General features: G+C 46.0%; 10 protein-coding genes. 6 read left to right on the top strand and 4 right to left on the bottom strand.

Features of this window, described 5'->3' with window-relative positions:
- Nucleotides 1-694: 694 nt before the first annotated feature.
- Nucleotides 695-2,296, bottom strand: a complete 1,602-nt coding sequence (gene guaA / locus QUA04_RS25700; RefSeq protein ID WP_445242372.1) for a glutamine-hydrolyzing GMP synthase — start codon at nt 2,294-2,296, stop codon at nt 695-697.
- Between the two features lie 347 nt (nt 2,297-2,643).
- A complete protein-coding gene (gene cbiD / locus QUA04_RS25695; RefSeq protein ID WP_333262533.1) occupies nt 2,644-3,801 on the bottom strand; it encodes a cobalt-precorrin-5B (C(1))-methyltransferase CbiD in 1,158 nt (385 codons plus the stop codon).
- A 789-nt stretch (nt 3,802-4,590) separates the two neighbouring features.
- On the opposite strand from cbiD, the gene QUA04_RS25690 reads away from it, so the two are divergent.
- The 4 genes from QUA04_RS25690 to QUA04_RS25675 all read left to right on the top strand — a co-directional run bounded on the left by QUA04_RS25690 (nt 4,591) and on the right by QUA04_RS25675 (nt 10,817).
- Complete coding sequence (locus QUA04_RS25690) at nt 4,591-6,024, top strand: MFS transporter (protein ID WP_333262530.1); 1,434 nt, start codon at nt 4,591-4,593, stop codon at nt 6,022-6,024.
- A gap of 636 nt (nt 6,025-6,660) precedes the next feature.
- On the top strand, nt 6,661-7,683 hold the full coding sequence (locus QUA04_RS25685; protein WP_333262527.1) for a DUF2235 domain-containing protein: 1,023 nt from the start codon (nt 6,661-6,663) through the stop codon (nt 7,681-7,683).
- 111 nt (nt 7,684-7,794) lie between these two features.
- Nucleotides 7,795-9,414 (top strand): peroxidase family protein, encoded by a 1,620-nt coding sequence (locus tag QUA04_RS25680; RefSeq protein WP_333262524.1) that lies wholly within the window; start codon nt 7,795-7,797, stop codon nt 9,412-9,414.
- A 200-nt stretch (nt 9,415-9,614) separates the two neighbouring features.
- A complete protein-coding gene (locus QUA04_RS25675) occupies nt 9,615-10,817 on the top strand; it encodes a catalase (protein ID WP_333262520.1) in 1,203 nt (400 codons plus the stop codon).
- Between the two features lie 251 nt (nt 10,818-11,068).
- On the opposite strand, the gene rpsD is transcribed toward QUA04_RS25675, so the two are convergent.
- Nucleotides 11,069-11,677: a 30S ribosomal protein S4 gene (gene rpsD, locus QUA04_RS25670; protein ID WP_172190738.1), complete on the bottom strand. Its 609-nt coding sequence runs from the start codon at nt 11,675-11,677 to the stop codon at nt 11,069-11,071.
- 196 nt (nt 11,678-11,873) lie between these two features.
- On the opposite strand from rpsD, the gene QUA04_RS25665 reads away from it, so the two are divergent.
- Both QUA04_RS25665 and QUA04_RS25660 read left to right on the top strand, forming a co-directional pair.
- Nucleotides 11,874-12,503 (top strand): hypothetical protein, encoded by a 630-nt coding sequence (locus QUA04_RS25665; RefSeq protein ID WP_333262517.1) that lies wholly within the window; start codon nt 11,874-11,876, stop codon nt 12,501-12,503.
- Nucleotides 12,504-12,622: 119 nt separating this feature from the next.
- Entirely contained in the window at nt 12,623-12,970 is a 348-nt protein-coding gene (locus QUA04_RS25660; protein WP_333262514.1) for a rhodanese-like domain-containing protein, read from the top strand.
- Between the two features lie 31 nt (nt 12,971-13,001).
- Here QUA04_RS25660 and QUA04_RS25655 read toward each other — a convergent pair.
- On the bottom strand, nt 13,002-13,612 hold a 611-nt coding region (locus tag QUA04_RS25655; protein WP_333262511.1), incomplete at its 5' end, for an FAD-dependent oxidoreductase.

Raw genomic sequence — 13,612 nt, 5'->3', positions numbered from 1 at the left:
TCGATGTGTGTTCTCTGTTTGACCCTCATGAATGAGTGTCAGTAACATCATACCTCATCTTTCTGAGAAAGGCTATAAGTACGTTAAAAAGTGCGCTACTAGCTCAAGGGGCGAACGTTTATAGAACCCATCTGAGATCTAAGCGGCTGTAAGCCTTATCAGCATCAGCCTAATAACAATAGTCCGGAGAGTTTTTAGTTCCTAGTCTGAAACCCTTGATTGTTCCTTGGTAGTTCGATTGCCAAATCGCCTTAAAAGCCATATTCTACGGTTGGTTATCAAAAACTGTCCGAAGTCTTGTAATAAAACAAAGATTAACCTTGGCACTGGCATCAACCAGAGTTCTCTCAAAATTACTGACGAGGATTTTGCACGTCTCTATCCAAGCATTTGCCCCTTCTCTTCTCCTACCTTGCCACAACCGGAAAAAACAAGCATTCGAGGATGATCCACTCTTCGTCTGTGAGGCTGGTAGAGTATGGCATAACTGCTGGATACGAATTTTGCAGTCACTTTACTTCAATACAGTAAAAAATGTCAAATGGGTTCTATAAAAGCGATCGCCATTCCCACTCCCCCATCCCCTGAAGCCCGTGAAGCGTAGCTATCCGGTAGGGAATCGCCCTTTTATCCAAAATCAAAATAAGTAGACAGACAAAAAAATTAGTCCGCCTACTTAATCGCTAACTACAAATCACTCCCACTCGATCGTTCCCGGTGGCTTAGAAGTAATATCGTAAACCACCCGGTTCACCCCCTTAACCTCATTCACAATCCGGTTCGAGATCAGTTCCAACAAATCGTAAGGAACCCGCGCCCAGTCAGCCGTCATCCCGTCTTCACTCTTAATAAACCGCAAGACGATCGGGTAAGCATAAGTGCGCTGATCGCCCATCACCCCTACACTGCGAATCGGTAGCAAAACTGCAAAAGCTTGCCAAAGTTCACCGTACAATCCGTGGCGGTTAATTTCCTGGCGAACAATGAAGTCAGCATCCCGCAAAATATTTAGTCTCTCTGCGGTAACTTCTCCTATAATCCGAATCGCCAATCCCGGGCCGGGGAAAGGTTGCCGATTCACGATTTCTTCGGGAAGCCCGATCGACCGGCCGACTTTTCGCACCTCATCCTTAAACAGTTTTCGCAGCGGTTCAATCAGCTTAAATCGCAAATCTTTCGGCAAACCCCCCACGTTGTGGTGGCTTTTAATTTTAACAGCAACTCGCTCGCCACTTTTCGGGTCTACATTAGTGTCAGCCGACTCAATCACATCCGGGTAAAGAGTACCTTGGGCGAGGTAGTCGAAGGGACCTAGGCGCTTCGATTCTTCTTCAAATACGTTGATAAATTCGTGACCGATCCGCTTGCGTTTTACTTCAGGATCGGTAATCCCTTCAAGTTGAGCTAAAAAGCGTTCGCGAGCATTAACATACTCAACATCAATGTGGAATTGCTCTTTAAATAATTTTACCAACCGTTCCGGTTCATACTTCCGCATAAACCCTTGGTCGATAAACATACAGGTAAGTTGGTCGCCGATCGCCTTGTGCAGCAAGAAAGCCAAAGTAGAAGAATCTACACCGCCCGATAGAGCCAGCAAAACTCGTTTCTCTCCGACTTGCTCTCGAATTTCGCGAATCGATTGCTCTACAAAAGTAGCAGTCGTCCAAGTCGGTTCGCACTCGCAAATGTGGTAAACAAAATTGCGAATTAAAGCTATTCCCCCGATCGAGTGAACTACTTCTGGGTGAAACTGAACCCCGTACAAATTTTTCTCGTGGTTAGCAACAGCAGCAGACGGAGTATTGTCCGTGTGAGCGAGGATCTCAAAACCCGTCGGCAGTTGAGTACACGAGTCTCCGTGGCTCATCCACATCGTGCTGCCCTCTTCGACATTTGTCAGCAAATCCGTAGGATCGTCAATAAATAGCGAGGCTTTGCCGTATTCCGCTAATTTAGAGCGCTCAACCGTGCCTCCGAGCTGCTTTACCATCAACTGCATCCCGTAACACACTCCCAACACCGGTATTCCCAAATTCCAAATTTCTGGGTCGCAGTGGGGTGCTTTTTCATCGTATACAGAACTCGGGCCTCCTGAAAGAATAATTCCTTTAGGATTGATAGCTTTTAACTGTTCTGCCGTAGTCCGGTAAGAAATTACTTCTGAATATACTTGAGTTTCGCGAATTCGACGAGCAATCAGTTCGGAATATTGCGAACCGAAGTCGAGAATCACGATAATCTGGCGCTCTATCTGCTCCACAAAAGAGTTTGTGAGGTCTGATTCAGTTTTTATTTGAGTAGTCACGGTTATTGCGTAATTGCTAATTGCTAATTGGGTCGAAAGTAGGGGAGGTATTTGTCGCTGCTTCAGTACAAGACTGAGGAAGGCGAGCCAGCATTAGTCGCTAGGAATAAATCTTATTTATACTAGATTGCTGTTAGCGATCTTAGTCGATTAATAGGGTCGAGGGCAAGCATAGATTTACTTCAATCCTTACCCTAATTAATTGAACTCTTGGGTCAAAAACTGCGTCCCGAAGCAACCTAGTATAATTAAGGTCTAGGGACAAAGAATTATTACTTGTTAAATATTATCCCTGAGCGATGTTTTAAACAGAATTTAGGGATATTCACACTAGATTAACAAATTTGAGTCAAAAATGTATCTCCTATATCACTTTTAACAATAATTTTGCGATCGCGCCCGAACATCACCGATCCCACGGGGATTCTTCGGTTGGTGTGAGTAAAAATGCAATCCGATGAGCGCAAGTCTATTTGTCGGGCGATGTCGCCGTAAATTCGATCGACCCAATTGCTCCCAAACTCGGCGTCTAAAGCCCGCAGTTGCCCGAGAGCCTCTTCGGCTGTCGCTGCGGCAAAAATTGCGGAACACGCATCGGCGGGCATTCCAGCTTTAGCACAGTAAGCTGTGAGAATTTCCCTGCGCCCGTCGGCGAGGTGGTGGTGAGTGTGAAAAATTCCCGCCGCCAATTTCATCAGTTTCCCGTGATAGCCAAAGAGCAAAATTGACTGCACGCCCTGATATCCTGCTTCTACCAGCAGCGGGCCGAGCCAGTTAGCGGTTTTGACGAGCCGATCAGGATTAATCCCCAGTTGTCGCGCTAAATCCAAGCCGTTTTCGCCGATGCAGAAAACCAAACAGTCAAACAGTTCGGCTTTTTGTTGCAGTTGTTCGCGGTAAACTTCCAACTGTCCAGGGGCACTCAGCGGTTGAGAAATGCCAGTTGTACCCAGCAGCGAAAGTCCTTCTACCACACCGAAAGCTTCGTTAGAAGTGCGGGTGGCTAGTTGGCGCCCAGACGGCAGAATCAGGGTGACAGTAATTTTTTCGGACGGTGCGAGGTCTAGGCTCAGATTCGATCGCAGCAGCCGCATTGCGTAATCATAGATCGCCGCCCCTCCACCGACTGTGTGACGCCCTATACCTTCACCGCCGAGAATCACAATCTGCTCTCCCTCTCCCCCATTCTCTCCCTCTCTCCCCCTTTCTCCCCCTTCCCAATTCCCCAATTCCACCATTGCCCAAACGGGGGTATTGCGAGTCAGATCGAGATTGTCCCCCGGATCGGAGCGAGTCACTCCTAAAGCGGTATTAGTTTTGAGTACAGACGCCTGTTCGATCGGAATTTCTGCCGTTATTTGCGGTTCCAGTAAATTTACTGATACGCTATCTAGAGAGTGTATACCCTCACGCAAGCACCGCAAAGCTGCAAGTGCGGCTGCACAGGCAAATACTGGCAGTGTATACCCGGATAAAGGTTGAGTTTTGGTCACGATCAAATGCAGAAATCCGTAAATTTGCCTATTATTGACATCACACCTTAGCAGTGATATCTCTCAAACGTTTAATTTTAATTCTAGGGTTTGCTATTATCTGCAGTTAGCGTAATTTTTGTCAACTATAATTTTGTCCTGTGAGTTGCCGTGAAGTAAGCAACACTTTTTTGAGGTGCGAGCGCCAATAACCCACTCCGAAGCTTTGCCGGCACCTGGGGGCGATTTTCACAAAAAACCCGGACTCTCGATCGCGAGCGCTGGGACTGAACAAACGGATTCCAGGAATTAGGTAAAAATCGTTAGCAGCTATACTCGGCAAGTCGATCGTACTTCATTCTATAGATTTAGCTAGCCGTAAAGGTTTGAGAGCGGAATGGAGGATCTCGCGCGAAATTTGCTTTGGCCCTTGGGGAGACTTGTTTGAGGCGGAATTCGAGAAATTTTTGGTATGCCAAATGCTGCGTTCGCTTCCGGGTTAAGCCCTAAAACTTACTTGTTTACAATTAGCAAATTTATATCTCCCAAGCGGTTGATGTTCCAGTAATCGCTTGGCATCTATATTAATAACCATTACCCGGAAGTGCCAGTCTAGCTTTCAAGCTCACATCTTGAAGGCGGGGCTGGTTTTATCTTAACAGGCTAGCTCAGCAATTTTTAGCAGAAAGATTAAATTTTCTTGACGCCAGCGCGTGAAAAAGAATTTAATGACCAGCCAGCCTCAAAACCATGCCCCACATGGGTTTAGTAGTTTTTAATCTAAAATCTAAAATCTAAAATCGATTGACTATGGTTGAACCAGTTGCAGAGTTAAATGAACATCTATCTCTTCAGACTCCAGAAATAGTAGATCAGAAAATATTTCAGCTCGTTCTCTCTCCAAAAATAGCTCTCAAATTTTCCAAAAAAGACGTTCGATCGACCCTGAAAGCCTCAACTCAAGACGGCGTTTTTGCCACTATATTCGAGTCTGCGACCACCGGCGTGCTGCTGAGCAACTTCTTGCTGCAACTCGGCGCGAGCAGCGTGGAAATAGGTATATTCTCTGCTATTCCGATGGTGGTAAATCTCCTGCAACCATTAGGAGCATACATCGCTGACCGGACAACCAGCCGCCGCTGGTACAACCTATTTGTATTCAGCGTTTCGCGGCTGCTGTGGCTGGTGCTGGCGGTGGCAATTGTTTGGGGTTCCCAGCACGCAGACCTCGACCAACTGCTGCAATGGACACTGGTAACAGTCGTAGCAGCTAGTATGCTGGCAGCTTTTGCCAATTCTAGCTGGTTCAGTTGGATGGCTGCTGTGGTTCCTCAGCGCTTGCGGGGACGCTATTTTGGCTTTCGCAACAGTGCTGTCAGCCTCATCACTTTGCTGGGAGTGCCGTTGATGGGATTGGGAGTGTCAACTTGGGACGGCGGGCCAATTTTGGGCTACGGTATTGTTTTATTGGTGGGTGTTTTGGCGGGAATGATTAGTTTGGGGTGTCAATCCTTCATGGTTGATGTGAATCCCCAGGTATACAAAAAAGATGCAGAGAACGATCGACTTACAGAGAAAAAAGCAAAGCAAATAACAGATTTTGTGCCTTCTGTGCTGAAAGATTCTAATTTTTTAATATTTATTCTTTACTTCAGTGTGTGGACATTTGCTGTTAATCTCAGCGCGCCTTTTTTTAATATCTACCTGCTGAAAGATTTAAGCTTGGATGTGAGTTTAGTAACGATTTACACCAGCTTAAGTTCCGGCGCAAATCTAGTGCTGCTGATGTTTTGGGGTAAGTTGGCCGATCGCTGGGGAAATCGCCCGCTGCTAATTGCGGTTGGGCTGGTGGTGGCCGTAACCCCTGTGCTGTGGTTGGGTACGGGGAATTACCCGTTTGCCCTCTGGGTGTGGCTGCCGCTGCTGCACTTGTTGGGGGGAACGACTTTAGGCGCGATCGGGCTGTGTACTAACAATATTCAAATGGAGATCGCGTCGATCGAGCAACCTTCGACTTATTTTGCGATCGCCGCAGCAGTTGCGGGATTAGCTGGGGCTTTGGGAACTACCGCCGGCGGCTTTCTTGCCGAACTTCCCGGCATGAGTTTGGGAGCAGTGTTTGCCCTCTCGGCTACTGTGCGGCTGATTGCTATTCTGCCTTTAGTTTTGGTGCGAGAACCTCGTAGCCAGTCGCTGCGGTCGATCGTCCCCACTTTGGGACGTTTCAATTTAAACCGGGGCTAGGAAATTTTCGCACAAATTTGCTGATCGAGAAACCAGAAAAACCCACAGATTGTTAAAAACTTCAAGCACATCGCAGAAAACCTGAGACTGCTTGAAACAAATTTTAATCCAAAACCTAGTCCAAACCTGCTATGTGTTCGGCCAATACGTCACCATCATCTTGCCGCCAACTGACAAATCGATAAGATATAGCTGTTCTAAAAACTCACCTAGCCGACCGTAAATGTGTTTAAAGGTTTGTTAGATAGGGCGTCGTAGCACTACTTCTGTTACGAGAATCGAGTATTTTCTTCCCAGAACCCATCCTCCTATTTCACGCTGTAAATCTTTTACGTCTTAGGAGAATCGAGGATTTTTCCAGAACCCAACCTACTATTTCATAATGTAAAAATTTTGTCTTAAGAAATATAAACAAAATTCACATTTTAATACAAGAAACTCAACTACGTGGTGTTTTGGGACTAATATCCTGGCAATCGAAATAGCTAAAGATTGCCCAGCCACATAACAATTTCGAGCCAAAAATTAGCAGGGCTCGCCTGACGCGACAGAAAAACCGGAATTGGCAATTCTCTTGTAACCGATTACCAAAGACAGGTCGCTCTCAACTTTCAAATTCAAAGAGAGAACTTAAAAATGAAACGTCTGATCGTTTGCTGTGATGGAACTTGGCAACAACTCAATAGTAGTTACCCAAGTAATGTGATTAAGCTTGCCCAGGCAGTGAAATCCAGTGGCAGTGACGGGGTTCCGCAGATCGTGTTTTATGACGAGGGAATTGGATCGGATAGTAACAAGATTTTGGGCGGAGCCACTGGACTGGGAATCGATAAAAATATACAAGATGCCTATCGTTTTCTTTCTCTCAACTATGAGAAGGGTGACGAAATATATCTATTCGGGTTCAGTCGCGGTGCTTACACAGTCAGGAGTCTAACCGGCATGATTTATTGCTCCGGTCTCCTATCCCGCCCTCATATTACCAGGGCATCAGAAGCTTACGAGCTTTACCGTAAACGAGACATTAAACCAAAGGATCGGGTAGCAGCCAATTACCGCGAAGATTACGGCGATCGCGTCCCGATTACCTTGCTTGGTTGTTTCGACACCGTTGGAGCCCTTGGTATTCCTACTCTACCCGCCTTCAAGAAGTATGACGAACAGCTCAAGAAAAGGTACAGATTCCACGACACCACTTTAAATAAGTTAATTCAAAATGCGTTGCACGCCGTGGCGATCGACGAAGTTCGCGAAATCTTTGATGTTACGCCTATGAAAAAAAATCCTGATGTTGAGAAGCAGCGGGTTATTCAAGTTTGGTTTCCCGGCTCGCATATCTGCGTCGGCGGTGGAACGGAAGAATACAGCGGTTTATCAGATGCCGCCTTACAATGGATGATCGATTCAACCCGTAACCTTGGATTGGGGCTTGAATTCGATATAAGTGCCATTCCCACAGGTATCAATCCCAATTATGAGATTGATTTTAAAAACAATCCTGGGTTCTTCAAATTGGCAGGAATCAAGTTCCGCGAGGTGGGCGATGCTATTGAGGATCTTCACGAAAGCACGATCGAGCGATTGAAAAAACGCCCAGACTATCGACCTAAGAATCTGCAAAATATTCTCTCCAAAGTAATTGAAGATATAGAAAAATGATAAAAGTTTATCAAGCTCTCATAACCGAACAGAAGAAGAGTTTGTAATCTATCTAATCTAGAACAATCGAAAGGAAAAGCAATCATGACAAGAGATACATCTAGAGATGGATTGAGCAACAAAGCTTTAGCATATACGTTGACTCATTTCAAACCAATTTGGGATTTAGTTCAAAGTTACGAGCCTCTGAAACGTAAACTAAACAAATTTTTTCTCAATAGTATCATTTACAAACTTCCGACTCGCCCGCTTCCCTATAGCTTAATGGGTTTAGATCCCAAAATTCCTGGGACAGATATTCCCAAGAAAACTGATACCTATATCTCTTGGGATTCACTTACAGACAAGACTTATACTGGGCGACATTTACCTCCCGACCCAGAATTTAACAAAGAAGGGAATTTACCACCACTGGACAAATTAAAGACGTTATTCCAGAAAAGAGATGGAAAAACCATTTATTCGGAAAAATCGACTCTGCTCTTTCCCTATTGGGTCCAGTGGTTTACAGATAGTTTTCTGCGGATCGATCAGCAAAACCGCTTCAAAAATACCTCCAATCATCAGATTGATATGTGTAATGTTTACGGGTTGACCCGCAAACAAACAAATATGCTCAGAGCTTTCAAAGACGGTAAATTTAAAACCCAAAAACTCAAGCGCCAAGATGGCGTAGAAGAAGAATATCCACTCTTTTATTATGCCGATCCTGAGCAGGGTATTATCGATCCTCAATTTGAAGGTCTTCATGCACCCCTTAATGATGAGAAAAGACAAACCCCCGGAAAGAAAGGCAAGCTATTTGCAATGGGAGTTGAACGGGCAAACGTCCAAATTGGCTATGTCATGCTCAACACTTTATGTATCAGGGAGCATAATCGAATTTGTGATGTTTTGTCCAAAAGCTATCCCCAATGGGATGATGAGAGACTCTTCCAAACCGCGAGAAATATTCTCATGGTGATTGTTCTCAATATCATTATGGAAGAGTACATTTTCCACATTACGCCCTATAATTTTAGGTTCTTTGCCGATCCAGAAGCTTTTACCAAAGAAAGTTGGTATCGAGAAAATTGGATGGCGATTGAGTTTAGTTTTGTCTATCGCTGGCATAGTGCGGTTCCTGAAACCTTTGTCTATGACGGCAAAGAAAAATCCATGTACGATTCCCTCTGGAATAATCAGATGTTAATCGATAAAGGGTTGGGTGCATTGATGGAAGAAACTTGTTCCCAACCAGGCACTAGAATTGGTTTGTTTAACACACCTGATTTTAAGATCGCAGGAACACCCTATACATTTATTGATGCTACCGAACTAGCATCTGTTAAACTCGGACGGCAGGCGCAGTTAGCCAGTTATAACGATTACCGCGAAATGTGTGGTTATCCCAGGGTGACTGATTTCAATCAAATTACGGGTGATGAATACGCTCAACAGAAATTAAAAGAGTTGTACGGTCATGTTGATAAGATTGAATTATTTGTCGGATTGTACGCTGAAGATGTCCGGAAAAATTCAGCTATTCCGCCTTTAGTAGCACGGATAATTGGCATTGATGCTTTCTCCCAAGCTTTAACTAATCCTTTGTTATCGCCTAAAGTCTTCAATAAGGAAACTTTTTCTGAGGTTGGTTGGGAAATTATCCAAAATACCAAAACAGTCTCTGATTTAGTGAATCGTAATGTTCCTCCAAGCGATCCCAAGTACAAAGTCTCCTTCGATCTTTAAGTTGTAGCTGACAACTAAGACTCAAGGTAGTGGGGGGGAGCAAACACACCTGCGCCCTCAAAAATGAGGAAGAAAAAGGCGATATTTTCGCAAGCGATCGGCTACGGCAATTCAGGAGTAATTGCACCAGCAGTTATACTGTTTAACAGATGCAACGGTTTTTGTAGAGCCTTTTTTAGCGATTAACCGAAGGTTATGTTATGAACAAGAAGTTATTTACCGAATATCCCGAACAAGACGAACGCAAATATTACGATCTTTTGGTTGAGCAGGCCAAGCTTCGGATGGATAATCTTTACGGCAATAAGGAGCGGGCGCTGCGAGATACTCACGCCAAAACCCATGCTTGCGTTAAAGGAACTCTGGAAATTTTTGACTTTGATGAGGAAGCGATTAAACGGGAATTGGGCAAACGTGCTTCGTTAACTTCTTCGCAACTGAATGCGATTTCCCTTAAGCAAGGTTTGCTGGCAAAACCCAAACAATATGCTGTTTGGTTGCGATTTGCTAACGGGGCTACCAAAGTATACCCTGATTACCAAAAAGATTCGCGCTCAATATCACTGAAAGTCATGGGGGTGGAAGGGGAACGACTCCCGCAAAGCCACGAGTCAAAAACCCAGGACATCATTGTTCACAATTCAGAGATATTTGTGAGCCAAACCATCAAAGACTACTACGGCTTTTTTTCTGCTCTGGTTGAATCACCAGAGACATTGAAAAAGTGGCTAATGCGACATCCCAGACACTTTCTAGCGGTCTCAACGCTTACTGGTAGCCGGACTCCGAAGAGTTTGCTAACAGCAAAATATTGGAGCGGTTCACCCTCTGCTTTGGGTCTCAATCCCGATTTCGATCCCTCGCAACCTGGTGTAGTTCCTGTCGAATATCCGGCTGTAATTAAGTATGGGTTTACTCCGGTTTCATGCAAACCACCTCACGAGATAATTCCAGAACAATCTCGACCGGGAATTCCTAAAATTCCCTTTGTCGATCGCGCTAAAGCCTTGGGTTTAGATCCCAATAAACCAGACAATTATTACCGGGACGATCTAATTCAAGCCTTGGCGAAACCTGATGCCCAATACTGGTGGGATTTTGGCATTCAGTTCCAAACCAGCCTAAAAATGCCGATCGACGATGGCATCAATGTCTGGAAGGAAAAGGAATCACCCTTCTTGAGAGTAGGTCGTCTCACCGTGAAGCATCAGATTATTGATTATGAAAAACAATCTGATTTCAACGAAAACCTGAGATATTCTCCCTGGAACGGCTTGGCAGTTCATCGTCCAGTAGGTGCGATCAATCGGATACGCGGTGTTGTTTACCCGGTTGTAGCGAATTATCGCCTTCAAAAGCGAGGTCTTGTCCACCAAGAACCAACCGGAGAAGAAACTTTTTAAGGGAATAATTTGAGGCTGGGACATCATTTAATGCCATCAGCCAGGTGTCGTCTGAGTAAATGGCAACTCAAAGAAGTTAACAAGCGAAACCTTCAAAAAATCCCATCCCTTTTTAGGGGGTGGGAGTGTTGAAAATTATTAATTTTTAGTGCTCAGTCCTTAGTCCTCATTATTCATTAGCAATTAATCAATAACTGGGTTCGTACCCAATTATTAATTATTCTGCTAGCAACCAACTGATGACTAATGACTTAAGCTTGCCGTGAGTAGTATTCCACGACTAGCAGTTCGTTAATCTGTAGAGCAATCCACTCGCGTTCGATAACGCCATTAACTTTGCCAACCAGTTTTTGCTTATCAAATTCCAAGTGATTCGGCAAGTGAGCCAAGCCTGGGTCTTTGAGATTAGCTTCTACCATTGTGCGCGAGCGCTCTCTATTTTTCACCGCCACTACATCACCAGGCTTGCACTGATAGCTGGCGATATTGACTTCACGGTCATTGACAGTTATGTGACCGTGATTTACCAATTGTCTAGCGGACGGAATGGTTGGAGCCATTCCCATCCGAAACACAGTATTGTCCAAGCGCATTTCCAAAAATTGCAGTAACACTTGACCTGTGGAGCCCGTGACACGGCGGGCTTTGCGGACGTAACGGAGCAGTTGGCGTTCCGTCACACCGTAATTGAAACGGAGTTTTTGCTTTTCTTGCAAGCGAACCGCATACTCAGAGAGCTTTTTGCGGTTTTGACCGTGCTGTCCAGGCGGATAATCTCGTCTGGGGGTTTTGCGGGTTAGACCCGGCAACTCTTTCAGGCGACGGACGATTCTCAATCGGGGGCCTCGATATCGAGACATTTATTTTCCTCTCTAATATCTGTATGCAATTTTATGCAGACTCTATATTATATGTTGGTAACGGTCAAAATTCCAACAAAGATCAATAAAAAAACGATCGACCGGAGGGCGATCCATAATGTGCGGTAAATTCTGAAGGAAAAGCCGATCGCTCGATCGCCCCAATCAGCCAAACAAACTCACTACTCGATCTGCCATGCACAACCGCAATTTTTCCCGCACTTCTTCCCCAAACCCAGCACCGACAGGCTCAAACCCTACCGCGCGCTGGATATTGGCTTTCGGCACGCACCTAGCAGCACTTGGTTTGTTGGCCAGTGCACTGCCAATCTCACCAGCATCAGCCATCACTATTAGATTTCCTCGCTCTAGGAATCCCTATCGCGTCTGCGCCCTGGAACTAATCGAAGCCGGAGTGGGGGCAGAGGCAGCCGCCGCCGCTTGTGCTGACGCGCTCCGCCCCCGCGACATATCTAAATGCGCCCTCGAAATCAACCGCAAAACCAATATTTCTGGGGTCGAAGCGCTCTCTAGCTGTCGGCGGGTGAGGCGTCCCGCCGAATTGGCTACTTGCGTAGTGAATATTAACAGTAAAAGTCGAACTCAACCTGCGGCTCCCCTGGTAGTGCTGGATGGATGCCGCCGCAGTTTATTGCCACAACAGTTTGCTGAATGCGTAGTCGGCTTGAGTGGCAGGCTCGATTTTCCTACTGACAGGTTAATCGCCACTTGTCTCGACCCGAGGGAGAGCGTGAGCCAGTTGGACGCGCCTCCTGCACCTACCCCTCCTGTGGAGCTAATTCCACCGCCTTTGCCCCTCAATTAATAAAGGTTGACTGTTAACGGTTGACTGTTAACGGTTGACTGTTGACGGTTGACTGCTGACTGTTAACTGTTAACTGATGACTGTTAACTAATGACTGATGACTACTTTTTCCTAATCAAATGTCAGAAATTTTTGCTCAAATTACAGTCGAAGAATTAGCTCGCCAATTAGCAGAAACCAATGCTGATAAATTGCAGCTTGTAGACGTGCGGGAACCTTACGAAATTGAACTCGCGGCGCTGCCGGGATTTGTAGCTTTTCCGCTGAGCGAGTTTGCCGAATGGTCTGGTGAAATTGACGCTAGACTCGATCGCGACACAGAAACCCTAGTTCTGTGCCATCACGGAGTGCGATCGGCTCAAATGTGCCATTGGTTAACCGAGCGAGGATTTACCAACGTTAAAAATATTGTTGGTGGCATCGATGCTTACTCAATGGTGGTCGATCGAAGCGTCCCCCGGTATTAACATCAAATCCAGTTCTTAACTATCGTTTTTTTCAGAGTCCGCGCGATCGAATATCGGGGATAATTCTCTCTAAGGCGAACCACATTACCTCGGCGCGCGCTTGTTTTTGCAGCTTGTACTCTTCGCTGGTGCGATTCCCTACGGGATAGCTTCGCTTCACGAGCTTTTGCCACAAATCGTAAGGCTCGTTTCCGGGGGTATATGCGTGAATGACGTGCTTTCCCCCAGGCGCGAGGTGGGGGTCGAGCAGGGAGGGAATCGAGACGAGAACGACGTTTTGAGGGGCTGTAACGCCCTGTTCCCAGTCTTTGACGAAGATGTAGTGACAAGCCAAGTCCGATCGCACTCCGGCAGCATCAATTCCCAGATGCAGGTGCATGAAGCTGTCGCACTCGGGCGTCGCCTGCCGCTGTTGCCGAAACCTTTGGGGGACAGAGGTTTCAGGCAACAGTTTCAGGGTATCCCAAACGGATGCGTTGGAAACGACGGCTTTGTGCGAGCGAATAATTTTGCCCGATCGCAGCCGCACGCCCGCAGCCCGGTTGTTTTCCACCAACACTTCTGCAACGTGGGAATTTAGCAGCAACTGCCCTCCGTGGCGCTCTAAACCGCGTACCAGGGCATTTACTAAAGCTGCACTAC

Source organism: Microcoleus sp. S13_C5 (genome assembly GCF_036700845.1).
Lineage (GTDB): Bacteria > Cyanobacteriota > Cyanobacteriia > Cyanobacteriales > Microcoleaceae > Microcoleus.
The sequence above is the reverse complement of the archived record's forward strand: the minus strand, read 5'-3'. Positions and strand labels throughout refer to the sequence as shown.

What these genes read in the sequence shown, in the direction of transcription:
- QUA04_RS25685 (WP_333262527.1), top strand. Translation starts at nt 6,661, where the DNA reads ATGAAACGTCTGATCGTTTGCTGTGATGGAACTTGGCAACAACTCAAT.
- QUA04_RS25690 (WP_333262530.1), top strand. Translation starts at nt 4,591, where the DNA reads ATGGTTGAACCAGTTGCAGAGTTAAATGAACATCTATCTCTTCAGACT.
- rpsD (WP_172190738.1), bottom strand. Translation starts at nt 11,677, where the DNA reads ATGTCTCGATATCGAGGCCCCCGATTGAGAATCGTCCGTCGCCTGAAA.
- QUA04_RS25660 (WP_333262514.1), top strand. Translation starts at nt 12,623, where the DNA reads ATGTCAGAAATTTTTGCTCAAATTACAGTCGAAGAATTAGCTCGCCAA.
- QUA04_RS25675 (WP_333262520.1), top strand. Translation starts at nt 9,615, where the DNA reads ATGAACAAGAAGTTATTTACCGAATATCCCGAACAAGACGAACGCAAA.
- QUA04_RS25665 (WP_333262517.1), top strand. Translation starts at nt 11,874, where the DNA reads ATGCACAACCGCAATTTTTCCCGCACTTCTTCCCCAAACCCAGCACCG.